Origin of the sequence: Escherichia sp. E1130, from assembly GCF_005781065.1 — a bacterium.
In the GTDB taxonomy this organism is placed as follows: Bacteria; Pseudomonadota; Gammaproteobacteria; order Enterobacterales; family Enterobacteriaceae; genus Escherichia.
Genome location: NZ_VATL01000016.1, coordinates 1 through 13596 on the forward strand (window position 1 = coordinate 1; position 13596 = coordinate 13596).

At 51.5% G+C, this 13596-nt stretch carries 8 protein-coding genes, 1 tRNA gene and 1 CRISPR repeat array; of the genes, 3 read left to right on the forward strand and 6 right to left on the reverse strand.

Going from position 1 to position 13596, the window contains the following annotated elements:
* Positions 1–67: 67 nt before the first annotated feature.
* The 6 genes from FEK66_RS15400 to trxB form a co-directional block, all read right to left on the reverse strand.
* Positions 68–155: transfer RNA gene (locus FEK66_RS15400), tRNA-Ser, on the reverse strand.
* Positions 156–497: 342 nt separating this feature from the next.
* Positions 498–1546: direct repeats of the CRISPR family, unit length 28 nt; unit sequence GTTCACTGCCGTACAGGCAGCTTAGAAA.
* A 111-nt stretch (positions 1547–1657) separates the two neighbouring features.
* Positions 1658–1876, reverse strand: coding sequence for a translation initiation factor IF-1 (gene infA, locus FEK66_RS15405; protein ID WP_001040187.1), 219 nt, complete (start codon positions 1874–1876; stop codon positions 1658–1660).
* 284 nt (positions 1877–2160) lie between these two features.
* Positions 2161–2865, reverse strand: a complete 705-nt coding sequence (aat, locus tag FEK66_RS15410; protein ID WP_130205277.1) for a leucyl/phenylalanyl-tRNA--protein transferase — start codon at positions 2863–2865, stop codon at positions 2161–2163.
* Between the two features lie 44 nt (positions 2866–2909).
* Positions 2910–4631, reverse strand: coding sequence for a cysteine/glutathione ABC transporter ATP-binding protein/permease CydC (cydC, locus tag FEK66_RS15415; RefSeq protein ID WP_135493624.1), 1722 nt, complete (start codon positions 4629–4631; stop codon positions 2910–2912).
* Complete coding sequence (gene cydD, locus FEK66_RS15420; RefSeq protein ID WP_130260768.1) at positions 4632–6398, reverse strand: cysteine/glutathione ABC transporter permease/ATP-binding protein CydD; 1767 nt, start codon at positions 6396–6398, stop codon at positions 4632–4634.
* Positions 6399–6520: 122 nt separating this feature from the next.
* Positions 6521–7486 carry a thioredoxin-disulfide reductase gene (trxB, locus tag FEK66_RS15425; protein ID WP_130205283.1) on the reverse strand — a complete coding sequence of 322 codons (966 nt, stop codon included), beginning with the start codon at positions 7484–7486 and terminating at the stop codon, positions 6521–6523.
* Between the two features lie 555 nt (positions 7487–8041).
* On the opposite strand from trxB, the gene lrp reads away from it, so the two are divergent.
* From lrp to lolA, 3 genes are all read left to right on the forward strand, one after another.
* Complete coding sequence (lrp, locus tag FEK66_RS15430) at positions 8042–8536, forward strand: leucine-responsive transcriptional regulator Lrp (protein ID WP_000228473.1); 495 nt, start codon at positions 8042–8044, stop codon at positions 8534–8536.
* Between the two features lie 134 nt (positions 8537–8670).
* Complete coding sequence (ftsK, locus tag FEK66_RS15435; protein WP_138211495.1) at positions 8671–12822, forward strand: DNA translocase FtsK; 4152 nt, start codon at positions 8671–8673, stop codon at positions 12820–12822.
* Positions 12823–12980: 158 nt separating this feature from the next.
* Positions 12981–13592: an outer membrane lipoprotein chaperone LolA gene (gene lolA, locus FEK66_RS15440; RefSeq protein ID WP_089623815.1), complete on the forward strand. Its 612-nt coding sequence runs from the start codon at positions 12981–12983 to the stop codon at positions 13590–13592.
* Positions 13593–13596: the final 4 nt, after the last annotated feature.

A 13596-nucleotide genomic window follows, 5' to 3' on the forward strand; every position in this document is an offset into this window, starting at 1 on the left:
ACGCTATTCAGGACGGGTCACATGCGAAAAAAAAGCCCGTACTTTCGTACGAGCTCTTCTCAGAATATGGCGGTGAGGCGGGGATTCGAACCCCGGATACGTTGCCGTATACACACTTTCCAGGCGTGCTCCTTCAGCCACTCGGACACCTCACCAAATTGTTTTGCTGCCTGACCTCATGGGTGGCAACGGGGCGCTACTATAGGGAGTTGGAGTAAAACGGTCAAGAAGAATTTATATGGATTGATTCGTTTGGTTACGCAATGAACATACTGCTCGCGCCCGGAGATTTTGACCGTATGTGTTCTGGTCAATTGTTTATCAAAATCTATGCATAAAATATGAGATTGAAGAAGTACCAAATAGACCCTTTTTTTAGGTTGAAATGTAACTCATTGATTTTGTTTATTGCTTTTTTGATGTCTGGAAAAAGGGTTTAAATCTGCGACTTTGTAAGTTTTAACAGTAAATCAATCGGATAGTCTGCTATTATTCCAGTTCACTGCCGTACAGGCAGCTTAGAAAACCAGTGCGCACCAGTGGTGGCCTTTGTCCTTGTTCACTGCCGTACAGGCAGCTTAGAAAATTCCCTGCGCTATCTCGTTACGCCCGTCATAGTTCACTGCCGTACAGGCAGCTTAGAAAGTTATAGAGATGCGGATCACAGTAACGAGCACGTTCACTGCCGTACAGGCAGCTTAGAAATCAATAGCCGCGAGCACGCGCTCGGCATATGTGTTCACTGCCGTACAGGCAGCTTAGAAAATTCACTGGGTAAGCAGGGAAGAACTTGCCGAGTTCACTGCCGTACAGGCAGCTTAGAAATGGTCGCTAATGCAATAACAGCCTGTAGTTCTGTTCACTGCCGTACAGGCAGCTTAGAAAAATACTGCCGACAAAAACACAAAACTATTCACGTTCACTGCCGTACAGGCAGCTTAGAAAAGTTGAGAGACGTTGCCGCGCTCGCGGCTACCGTTCACTGCCGTACAGGCAGCTTAGAAAAAATTGTCGCGCGAACAGGCGATATTCCGTATGTTCACTGCCGTACAGGCAGCTTAGAAAGACGCGCGGCGCTCGATAACCGCCTCAATAGCGTTCACTGCCGTACAGGCAGCTTAGAAAACCTGGCGCTACTGTAGAAAAATAATAATAAAGTTCACTGCCGTACAGGCAGCTTAGAAATGCCGAATGGGCTGAACGCGGAGTTCTGCTCGGTTCACTGCCGTACAGGCAGCTTAGAAAAAATACCTGGAGGGCAAATAATGTCGTTTCCAAGTTCACTGCCGTACAGGCAGCTTAGAAAAGTACCGCCATAAGATCACGTAATTAGTTACGGTTCACTGCCGTACAGGCAGCTTAGAAACATCGGGGCGCGCACAATCACCGGGCCGCTGCGTTCACTGCCGTACAGGCAGCTTAGAAAGAGATACGCTCCGCTAGCAGTGACAACGTAAAGTTCACTGCCGTACAGGCAGCTTAGAAATAACTACTGGCTGGAATTGCAGCAAACCAAAGGTTCACTGCCGTACAGGCAGTTTTCAAACACAACACTCCATCCTCCAATATTTATTCCCCGTAACTCCAGACGCAAAAAAGGCCGGTTAAACCGACCTTTTACTCGTTCTTTCTCTTCGCCCATCAGGCGGTAAAGCAATCAGCGACTACGGAAGACAATGCGGCCTTTGCTCAGGTCGTACGGGGTCAGTTCAACAGTCACTTTGTCGCCCGTCAGGATGCGGATGTAGTTTTTGCGCATTTTACCGGAGATGTGTGCAGTAACCACGTGACCGTTTTCTAACTCTACGCGGAACATGGTATTAGGCAACGTTTCAAGAACGGTACCTTGCATTTCAATATTGTCTTCTTTGGCCATCTAATCCTCTGGGGTATCACTACCGTAATTTGAACCGGCAAGATAATGCCGAAGTTCTGTAAATAAGTAAAGATTTGTGCGCTAATTCGCAACAAACAGGTTTGGCACATAACTCCGAAAACACACGGCTAAGCCGCACTATAAGCGCAACATATAAGGGAGCGGTGAGATAAACGGTGGGCGTTACCTGACGCGAAAAATTCCTTATCGGCAGCGGAGTAATGAGCATAACCAACTCTGCGACCGCAATTATAACACTCTGGGGAGAAATGTGCCGAAAACATTCATTCTTGTGGTGAAAACAATCGCCGTGGTACCCAGAAATTATTTGGTAACCGTTCGGGGCGCAGTTGATTGAGATAATTGAGGTAATCCCGGCGAGGAATTTCGCAGGCACCAAGCGAGGCCGTATGGTCATTTAATACCTGGCAGTCGATAAGCTTGCCGCCGTGGCGGATAAATTCGTCACAAAAAACCAGGAGCGCTGTTTTCGAGGCATTCTCCATGCGGCTGAACATCGACTCGCCACAAAACAGTGTTCCCTGCGCTACGCCGTACATGCCGCCGACAATTTCGCCTTCACGCCACACTTCTATGGAATGGGCATGGCCCAACTCGTGAAGACGATGGTAGGCTTCGACGACGTCACGCGTTATCCAGGTCCCTTCTTCGCGATCGCTGGCGCAGCCTTCAATGACCTGACCAAACGCGTAATTCAGCGTGACGCGATAGGGAGAGCGCTTATGAAAACGTTTCATGCTGCGGCTGATGTGCAGTGATTCTGGCCATAAAACCGCACGAGGATCAGGCGACCACCAGAGAATAGGATCGCCCGGAGAAAACCACGGGAAAATACCGCGCTGATAAGCCATGAGCAGCCGCGCAGGGCTAAGATCGCCTCCCAGCGCCAGCAGACCGTTAGGCTCGCGTAATGCGCCTTCCGGGGAAGGGAAGGCTATTGAATGGCGAGAAAGCTGAACCAGGCGCATGACTGCAAAACTCCACTACGCAAGTCGGATCGTTCAATAATAGCTTACAAACCCTGCTTAAACTGGTAATAACGCCCCTGTCTGGCAAGCAGTTCTGCATGGGTACCTTGTTCAATAATTTGCCCGTTGTCCATCACTATTATTTGCTGAAAATGTGAAAGCCCACGCAGCCGATGTGTAACCATTAATAGCGTTTTCTCACGCATCATTTCAGCCAGTAATTCGAGGATCTGACTTTCAGTCGTGGCATCTAAGCCTTCGGTTGGTTCATCCAGCAATACTAACGGCGCATCGTGCAATAGCGCACGGGCGATAGCCAGACGACGCAGCTCGCCGCCGGAAAGCTGACGTCCGCCTTCTCCCAACCAACTGTTGAGCCCTGTGTCTTCGAGTAGTTTCTCCAGACCGACGCGACGGAGAATTTCAGCAAGAGTCTCATCAGTAGCGCCAGGTGCGGCGAGTAACAGATTATCGCGCAGTGTGGCGCTAAACAGATGCACTCGCTGCGGCACAACGCTGATGGTCTGGCGCAATGTCGATTCATTCAGGTCAGAGATCGGGCTGCCGTTAAGCAAAATCTCACCCTGTTGCGGGTCCCATGCACGGGTTAGAAGTTGTAACAACGTTGATTTGCCGCATCCGGTTCGCCCGAGAATCGCAATATGTTCACCGGCGTTTGCCTGAAGAGAAATCCCTTTAAGTGCTTGTTGGGATTGTTCCGGATAAGTGAACACAACATCCCGTAATGTCAGGGAAACCTGCTCAGGAACGGCGGACTGAGTATCCGGAAAGGTCACTTCTGGTTTTTGGTCAGTTAAGTCAGTGATACGCACGGCAGAAGCAATAACTTGCCCCAGATGCTGAAATGCACCTGTCACCGGAGCCAGGGCTTCGAATGCAGCCAATGCACAGAAGACAAACAGCGCAATTAACGCACCCGGCTGGCTATTACCGCCAACGCCGCCGGAGGCCATCCATAGCATCAGAATCACCGCCAGCGCGCCAATCAACAGCATAATTGCCTGCGAGAGCGCAGTCAGTTCGGACTGACGACGTTGCGCTTCCAGCCACTGAATTTCGGTGTTCTCTAACTGCGTACGATAACGATCGCTGGCACCAAAAATGGTCAGTTCAGCTTGCCCTTGCAGCCAGGCGGTTAACTGTTGGCGATACTGACCGCGAAGATGGGTAAGGTTTTGCCCGGTGCTTTTCCCCGCTCGATAAAACAGCGGCGGCATCAGGAAAAGCGTCAGCAACATAATGCCGCCCAGCGTGAAGGCGAGGGTGAAATCAAGAAAACTTAACCCGACAGTCACCACCATAATTACCACAAAAGCCCCTACCAGCGGTGAGATAACGCGCAAGTAAAGATGATCGAGCGTATCAACATCGGCGACGACGCGGTTGAGCAATTCGCCCTGGCGATAGCGGGCCAGCCCGGCAGGGGAGAGAGGCAACAGCTTGCTGAAGGTGTAAATGCGCAAATGCTGCAACACGCGGAAAGTCGCATCGTGACTCACCAGACGTTCAAAATAGCGCCCGGCGGTGCGGGTGATTGCCGCGCCACGTACACCTGCGGCAGGTAGCATGTAGTTAAAGCTGTACAGTCCTGCAACTCCCGCCACTGCCGAAGCGGAGAGGAACCAACCAGAAAGCGTCAACAAGCCGATACTGGCGAGCAGTGTGACAATTGCCAGCACAATACCAAGACTTAACATCCACTTATGACGCTTATATAGAGCCAGATAAGGAAGTAACGCGTGCATTTAAATCTCCTCCTGACGGTGGGCCAGCAACGTGGCGAATGGACCGTTAGCCACGCTTAAATCAGCGTAACAACCTTGCTCGATAATTTGGCCATCCTGCATCACCCAAATGACGTCCCAGTCAGCGAGATCTTCTAATTGGTGGGTGACCATCAGCGTTGTCTGGCGCTGCGAGGCTGCGTTTAGCGCCTGCATCACACGCTGCTCGCTGTGTGCATCGAGGCTGGCTGCAGGTTCATCCAGTAATAACAGTGAGCAGGGATGAAGTAATGCACGCGCTACGGCCACACGTTGTGCCTGACCTACGGAAAGGCGAGCTGCCTGATCGCCCACGGGAGTATCGATACCTTGCGGCAGGAGCGGCAGAAACTCACTGACCCAGGCGTTATCCAGGGCCGTTTGTAACTCTTGCTCGCTGGCATCCGGTCGTGCCAGCAGCACATTGTCTCGTACTGTTGCCGCGGGTAATTGCGGATTCTGGCCAACCCATGAGAGATGTTTTCGCCATGATTCCGGAGATAAATCCCGCAATTCAATGCCGTTGATTTGCAGCGAGCCTTGATAAGAGAGAAAACCGGAAAGCGCATTTAATAGTGAACTTTTCCCGGATCCGCTTCGTCCCACCAGTACCGCACGTTTGCCTGCAGGTAGTATAAAGTTCAGCGGGCCAGCCAGTGTTTTACCTTCAGGCGATGTGATGAACAGATCTTTGGCTTCAATGGTCACTGGTTCGGTAGACGTTAACTCAACGTCACCACGCTGTGGATGGGCGAGCGGTGTTTCCATAAATGTTTTCAGGCTGTCAGCCGCGCCAACAGCCTGGGCTTTGGCATGATAAAACGTGCCGAGATCACGTAACGGCTGGAAAAACTCGGGGGCGAGGATCAACGCAAGGAAGCCCGCAGCCAACGTCACGCCCGTGCTGTAGTGGCCGAAATCCAGCTCACCAAGATAAGAGAAACCAAAGTACACCGCGACCAGGGCAATCGACAGCGAGGTAAAGAATTCAAGAATACCGGAGGATAAAAACGCCAGGCGTAATACTTCCATGGTCCGTTGGCGAAAATCTTCCGAAGCCGAACGGATACTTTCAATTTCAGCCTCACCACGACCAAAAATACGCAGGGTTTCCATGCCGCGCAGACGATCGAGAAAATGCCCACTTAAGCGAGCAAGCGCGAGAAAGTTGCGTCGGTTAGCATCGGCAGCACCCATCCCAACTAAAGCCATAAACAACGGAATTAACGGTGCAGTGCCGAGTAAAATAAGTGCCGCGGCCCAGTTAGAAGGGAAAATTGCGACGACAATCAGTAGTGGCACTGAGACTGCCAGCGCCATTTGCGGTAGGTAGCGAGCATAGTAATCATGCATATCGTCAATTTGCTCAAGCACCAGCGTCGCCCAGCTCCCCGCAGGTTTACCCTGAATCCAGGCCGGCCCCGCCTGCTGCAAACGGTCAAGAACCTGGCGGCGGATGGCAAAACGAATATGTTGCCCGGCGTGATAGCCCACCCGTTCGCGTAACCAGACCACCCATGCACGCAGCACAAAGGTCATCACCAGCAAGGTAAAGGGAAGTAGCAAGGCTTCTCGGGGGATGTTCTCCATGATCATATGTTGCAGAATTCGCGCCATAAACCAGGCCTGGGCAATTATTAATATGCCGCTCACAAAGCCCAGCAGACGAGAAATATTCAGCCAACGTTGGGAGATGACGCTTTGCTGTTTTAACCAGCGGGTTAACTCTTTTTGACGGGATTTATTCATTGCACGCTTAGCAGGTGAGTTATCAGAATTATTTGCAGAGCAATGTTACAACGGGGAAAAAATAAAGGCGACCCATAGTCGCATGGTGTCGCCTTCTTTACTTTTGTTACTGATTTGTAAAATTATTTTGCGTCAGCTAAACCGTCGAGGTAGCGTTCCGCATCAAGTGCTGCCATGCAGCCTGTACCGGCAGAAGTAATGGCCTGGCGATAAATATGATCCATCACGTCACCTGCGGCAAAGACGCCCGGAATGCTGGTCTGGGTGGCATTACCATGAATACCCGACTGCACTTTGATGTAGCCGTTTTCCAGTTCCAGTTGTCCTTCAAAAATAGCCGTGTTCGGACTGTGACCGATAGCAACAAACAGACCAGCAACGTCGAGAGACTCGATATTATCGCTGTTTTGCGTATCGCGCAGACGAACGCCAGTGACGCCCATCTGATCGCCGATCACTTCTTCCAGCGTACGGTTGGTGTGCAGAATGATGTTGCCGTTCTCCACTTTGTCCATGAGACGCTTAATGAGGATTTTTTCCGCACGGAAACCATCGCGGCGGTGGATCAAATGTACTTCGGAAGCGATGTTAGACAGATACAGCGCCTCTTCAACTGCGGTATTGCCACCGCCGATGACCGCCACTTTCTGATTGCGATAGAAAAATCCATCGCAGGTTGCACAGGCAGAAACCCCACGGCCTTTAAAGGCTTCTTCAGAGGGCAGGCCGAGATAGCGTGCAGAAGCCCCGGTGGCAATAATCAGCGCATCGCAGGTATATTCGCCGTTATCGCCAGTCAGGCGGAACGGACGATTCTGCAAATCCACTTTATTGATGTGGTCAAAAATAATTTCAGTTTCAAACTTGGTAGCATGTTCATGCATGCGTTCCATGAGCAACGGGCCGGTCAGATCATTTGGATCTCCTGGCCAGTTTTCTACTTCAGTGGTCGTCGTCAGCTGGCCGCCTTTTTCCATGCCGGTAATCAGCACCGGTTGCAGGTTGGCGCGTGCCGCGTAGACAGCAGCGGTATATCCCGCCGGGCCTGAGCCCAGGATAAGCAGTTTACTGTGTTTGGTCGTGCCCATGAGATCCCCATAGTTGTTGGCAGACAATGGGCAGGATTGTAGGGAATTTACAGACGTAAAAAAAGAGTATGACGATTTTGTTAACGATTTGTGCAATCGTCAAAAGCGATAATCGTGTCAAATTCTCCTGTCATTCTCCCGTCATTATCACGTCTGCTACTTAATTTTTCCGGTTTATAAGCCGATTAAATGATGATTAAACGTCACTGTTAATGAATAACTGGCATGTTGTACTAAAAAACGATGTTTTGCTTTGACAATCACCTGGTGTTTTGCGAAAACATTCGAGGAAGAAAAAAACAGTATTGTTATGTGCGCATAATCATGCATGTAAATACCATGTTTACCGTGCTAGTGAAATCTACGCATGGCGTGGACAGACGCCATTCGTGATGTCGATAGCTGCCTCAAGGCAACGGTCTTCTCACCGTAGACCCAGGCATTGCGAGCCGTGAATCTTAATGATTTCGGTCTATCGTGACAGGTAGCGACTCTGAACAGTGATGTCTTCAGGGTCAGACAGGAGTAGGGAAGGAATACAGAGAGACAATAATAATGGTAGATAGCAAGAAGCGCCCTGGCAAAGATCTCGACCGTATCGATCGTAACATTCTTAATGAGTTGCAAAAGGATGGGCGTATTTCTAACGTCGAGCTTTCTAAACGTGTGGGACTTTCCCCAACGCCGTGCCTTGAGCGTGTGCGTCGGCTGGAAAGACAAGGGTTTATTCAGGGCTATACGGCGCTGTTGAACCCGCATTATCTGGATGCATCACTTCTGGTATTCGTTGAGATTACTCTGAATCGTGGCGCTCCGGATGTGTTTGAACAATTCAATACTGCTGTGCAAAAACTTGAAGAAATTCAGGAGTGTCATTTAGTATCCGGTGATTTCGACTACCTGTTGAAAACACGCGTGCCGGATATGTCAGCTTATCGTAAGCTGCTAGGGGAAACCCTGCTGCGTCTGCCTGGCGTCAATGACACACGGACATACGTTGTTATGGAAGAAGTCAAGCAGAGTAATCGTCTGGTTATTAAGACGCGCTAACACGGAACAGGTGCAAAATAGGCGTATTTTGATTACACTCCTGTTAATCCATACAGCAACAGTACTGGGGTAACCTGGTGCTGTTGTCCGTTTTAGCATCGGGCAGGAAAAGCCTGTAACCTGGAGAGCCTTTCTTGAGCCAGGAATACACTGAAGACAAAGAAGTCACATTGACAAAGTTAAGCAGCGGGCGCCGACTTCTGGAGGCGTTGCTGATTCTTATTGTCCTGTTTGCCGTCTGGTTGATGGCAGCCTTATTAAGCTTTAACCCTTCGGACCCCAGCTGGTCGCAAACGGCCTGGCATGAGCCTATCCATAATTTAGGCGGGACGCCAGGCGCGTGGCTGGCAGATACGCTGTTCTTCATTTTTGGCGTGATGGCTTACACCATCCCGGTCATTATTGTTGGCGGCTGTTGGTTTGCCTGGCGTCATCAGTCCAGCGATGAGTACGTTGACTATTTCGCCGTTTCGCTAAGAATTATTGGCGTGCTGGCGCTTATCCTTACGTCCTGTGGCCTTGCGGCAATCAACGCGGACGACATCTGGTATTTTGCCTCCGGTGGTGTAATCGGTAGTTTATTAAGCACTACGCTGCAGCCGCTGTTGCACAGCAGTGGCGGGACCATTGCGCTGCTCTGTGTTTGGGCGGCTGGCCTGACGCTGTTTACCGGCTGGTCCTGGGTGACCATTGCCGAAAAACTGGGGGGCTGGATTTTAAACATCCTCACTTTCGCCAGTAACCGCACTCGTCGCGATGATACCTGGGTTGATGAAGAAGAGTATGAAGACGACGAAGAGTATGAAGACGAAAAAAACGGCAAACAGCATGAATCGCGCCGTGCTCGTATTCTTCGTGGCGCGTTAGCGCGTCGTAAACGCCTGGCGGAAAAATTCATCAATCCGATGGGGCGGCAAACAGACGCTGCATTGTTCTCCGGTAAGCGGATGGATGATGAAGACGACATTACCTACACTGCGCGCGGCGTAGCCGCTGATCCTGATGATGTCCTCTTTTCGGGCAACCGTGCAACGCAGCCAGAATATGACGAATACGATCCATTATTAAACGGTGCACCAATTACCGAACCTGTTGCTGCGGCAGCTGCTGCTACCACGGCGACGCAAAGCTGGGCAGCTCCGGTTGAACCTGTTACTCAGACGCCGCCTGTTGCGTCGGTTGATGTTCCACCTGCTCAACCTGCTCAACCTGCTGTTGCCTGGCAGCCTGCGCCAAGGCCGCAAACGGGCGATTCGGTCATTGCCCCAGCGCCGGAAGGTTATCCGCAACAACCTGTGCAGTCACAGCAGCCATATTATGCGCCTGCTGCGGAACAACCTGTTCAACAACCATATTATGCGCCAGTGCCTGAACAGTCGGTTCAGCAGCCATATTATGCGCCTGCTGCAGAACAACCTGTTCAACAACCATATTATGCACCAGTGCCTGAACAGCCGGTTCAGCAGCCGTATTATGCGCCTGTTGCGGAACAACCTGTTCAACAACCATATTATGCGCCAGTGCCTGAACAACCAGTGGCTGATAACGCGTGGCAAGCCGAGGGGACACAATCCACTTTTGCGGCGCAGTCTACATACCAGCCTGAGCAAACCTACCAGCAGCCAGCCGTTCAGGAGACGTTGCGTCAACAGCCGCAACCGGTTGAACAGCCGCCTGTTGTAGAACCTGAACCGGTTGTTGAAGAAACAAAACCTGCGCGTCCGCCGCTTTACTACTTTGAAGAAGTTGAAGAGAAGCGTGCGCGCGAACGTGAGCAGCTCGCCGCTTGGTATCAGCCTATTCCTGAACCAGTTAAAGAACCTGAGCCTGTTAGACCTGTTCAGTCAGCTAAATCTGTTCAGTCATCGCCGACTGCTGCCGCAGTCCCTCCGGTAGAAGCCGTGGCTGCTGTTTCGCCGCTGGCATCGGGCGTGAAGAAAGCGACTCTGGCGACGGGGGCCGCAGCAACGGTTGCTGCACCTGTTTTTAGCCTGGCAAATAGCGGTGGACCTCGACCACAAGTGAAAGAGGGGATAGGCCCGCAGTTGCCACGACCAAAGCGTATTCGTGTTCCGACTCGTCGTGAACTGGCATCGTATGGCATTAAACTACCTTCACAACGAGCCGCCGAAGAGAAAGCTCGCGAAGCGCAGCGCAATCAATACGATTCTGGCGATCAGTATAACGATGATGAAATCGATGCGATGCAGCAAGATGAGTTGGCACGTCAGTTTGCCCAGGCACAGCAGCAACGCTATGGTGAACAGTATCAGCATGATGCGCCAGTTAACCCTGAAGATGAAGATGCAGCGGCGGAGGCTGAACTGGCTCGTCAGTTTGCCCAGACTCAGCAGCAACGTTATTCCGGTGAACAACCTGCGGGAGCAAATCCATTCTCGCTGAATGATTTTGAATTTTCACCGATGAAAGCGTTGGTGGATGATGGCCCACACGAGCCACTGTTTACGCCCATTGTTGAACCACAGCAACCGGTAGCGCCGCAGCAGCAGTATCAGCAGCCACAGCAACCGGTAGCGCCGCAGCAGCAGTATCAGCAGCCGCAACAACCGGTGGCACCGCAGCCGCAATATCAGCAGCCGCAACAACCGGTGGCACCGCAGCCGCAATATCAGCAGCCGCAGCAACCGGTAGCGCCGCAGCCGCAATATCAGCAGCCGCAGCAACCGGTAGCACCACAGCCGCAATATCAGCAGCCGCAGCAACCGGTAGCACCACAGCCGCAGGATACCCTGCTTCATCCGTTGTTAATGCGCAACGGTGATAGCCGTCCGTTGCATAAACCAACGACGCCACTACCCTCGCTGGATTTGCTGACACCACCGCCAAGCGAAGTTGAGCCAGTAGATACCTTTGCGCTTGAGCAAATGGCGCGTCTGGTAGAAGCACGGCTGGCCGATTTCCGCATTAAAGCTGATGTGGTCAATTATTCACCAGGACCTGTAATCACCCGTTTTGAGTTGAACCTGGCACCGGGCGTAAAAGCCGCACGTATTTCTAACCTGTCACGCGACCTTGCCCGTTCATTGTCGACCGTGGCGGTGCGTGTGGTTGAAGTCATTCCTGGTAAACCTTACGTAGGTCTGGAGTTGCCGAACAAAAAACGACAAACCGTTTATCTGCGCGAAGTGCTGGATAACGCGAAGTTCCGTGATAACCCATCGCCGCTGACGATTGTTTTGGGTAAAGATATCGCAGGCGATCCGGTCGTAGCCGATCTGGCTAAAATGCCTCACTTGCTGGTTGCGGGGACCACTGGTTCCGGTAAGTCGGTGGGTGTAAACGCCATGATCCTGAGCATGCTCTATAAAGCGCAGCCGGAAGATGTTCGTTTCATTATGATCGACCCGAAAATGCTGGAGCTTTCGGTTTATGAAGGCATCCCGCATCTGTTAACGGAAGTCGTAACAGACATGAAAGATGCTGCCAACGCTCTGCGCTGGTGCGTAAATGAAATGGAACGCCGTTATAAGCTGATGTCGGCACTGGGAGTGCGTAATCTTGCGGGGTATAACGAAAAAATTGCTGAAGCGGACCGAATGATGCGTCCGATTCCAGACCCGTACTGGAAGCCAGGTGACAGTATGGATGCCCAGCATCCAGTGCTGAAAAAAGAGCCGTACATTGTAGTGCTGGTGGATGAATTTGCCGACCTGATGATGACGGTAGGTAAAAAAGTGGAAGAGTTGATTGCGCGTCTGGCGCAAAAAGCCCGTGCCGCAGGTATTCACCTCGTGCTGGCAACGCAGCGCCCTTCGGTGGATGTTATTACGGGGCTGATTAAAGCGAACATTCCAACCCGTATCGCCTTTACCGTATCCAGCAAGATCGACTCACGTACCATTCTTGATCAGGCTGGCGCGGAATCACTGCTTGGTATGGGGGATATGCTTTACTCCGGGCCGAACTCAACCATGCCGGTACGTGTCCATGGTGCTTTTGTTCGCGATCAGGAAGTTCATGCCGTGGTGCAGGACTGGAAAGCGCGTGGTCGTCCGCAGTATGTAGATGGCATCACCTCCGATAGCGAAAGCGAAGGCGGAGCTGGTGGTTTCGACGGTGCTGAAGAACTGGATCCGCTGTTCGATCAGGCGGTGGCGTTTGTCACTGAAAAACGCAAAGCGTCTATTTCTGGTGTTCAGCGTCAGTTCCGCATCGGTTACAACCGTGCTGCACGCATTGTTGAACAGATGGAAGCGCAAGGGATCGTCAGCGAACAGGGTCACAACGGTAATCGTGAAGTACTGGCTCCGCCACCGTTTGACTAATTAGTGCATCGTAGGCCGGATAAGACGCGATAGCGTCGCATCCGGCACTCTATCAACTGAAAATTCAGTATTTTCTTCTTTCCTCAAGCTGATTATTAGCCTGGAATAGAGAGTAGAGGGAACTCCCGATCGGGAGTGACGTAATTTGAGGAACAATGATGAAAAAAATTGCCATCACCTGTGCATTACTCTCAAGTTTAGTGGCGTCCAGTGTTTGGGCTGATGCCGCAAGCGATCTGAAAAGCCGTCTGGATAAAGTCAGCAGCTTCCACGCCAGCTTCACACAAAAAGTGACTGACGGTAGCGGCGCGGCGGTGCAGGAAGGTCAGGGCGATCTGTGGGTGAAACGTCCAAACTTATTCAACTGGCATATGACGCAACCTGATGAAAGCATTCTGGTTTCTGATGGTAAAACACTGTGGTTCTATAACCCGTTTGTTGAACAGGCTACGGCAACCTGGCTGAAAGATGCCACCGGGAATACGCCATTTATGCTGATCGCACGTAACCAGTCCAGCGACTGGCAGCAGTACAACATCAAACAGAACGGCGATGATTTTGTCCTGACGCCGAAAGCCAGCAATGGCAATCTGAAGCAGTTCACTATTAACGTGGGCCGTGATGGCACCATCCATCAATTCAGCGCGGTGGAACAGGACAATCAACGCAGCAGTTATCAGCTGAAATCCCAGCAAAACGGTGCTGTGGATGCAGCGAAATTTACCTTTACCCCGCCGCAAGGCGTAACGGTAGATGATCAACGTAAGTAGAGGC

What these genes read in the sequence shown, in the direction of transcription:
- lolA (WP_089623815.1), top strand. Translation starts at nt 12,981, where the DNA reads ATGAAAAAAATTGCCATCACCTGTGCATTACTCTCAAGTTTAGTGGCG.
- cydC (WP_135493624.1), bottom strand. Translation starts at nt 4,631, where the DNA reads ATGCACGCGTTACTTCCTTATCTGGCTCTATATAAGCGTCATAAGTGG.
- cydD (WP_130260768.1), bottom strand. Translation starts at nt 6,398, where the DNA reads ATGAATAAATCCCGTCAAAAAGAGTTAACCCGCTGGTTAAAACAGCAA.
- trxB (WP_130205283.1), bottom strand. Translation starts at nt 7,486, where the DNA reads ATGGGCACGACCAAACACAGTAAACTGCTTATCCTGGGCTCAGGCCCG.
- lrp (WP_000228473.1), top strand. Translation starts at nt 8,042, where the DNA reads ATGGTAGATAGCAAGAAGCGCCCTGGCAAAGATCTCGACCGTATCGAT.
- aat (WP_130205277.1), bottom strand. Translation starts at nt 2,865, where the DNA reads ATGCGCCTGGTTCAGCTTTCTCGCCATTCAATAGCCTTCCCTTCCCCG.
- infA (WP_001040187.1), bottom strand. Translation starts at nt 1,876, where the DNA reads ATGGCCAAAGAAGACAATATTGAAATGCAAGGTACCGTTCTTGAAACG.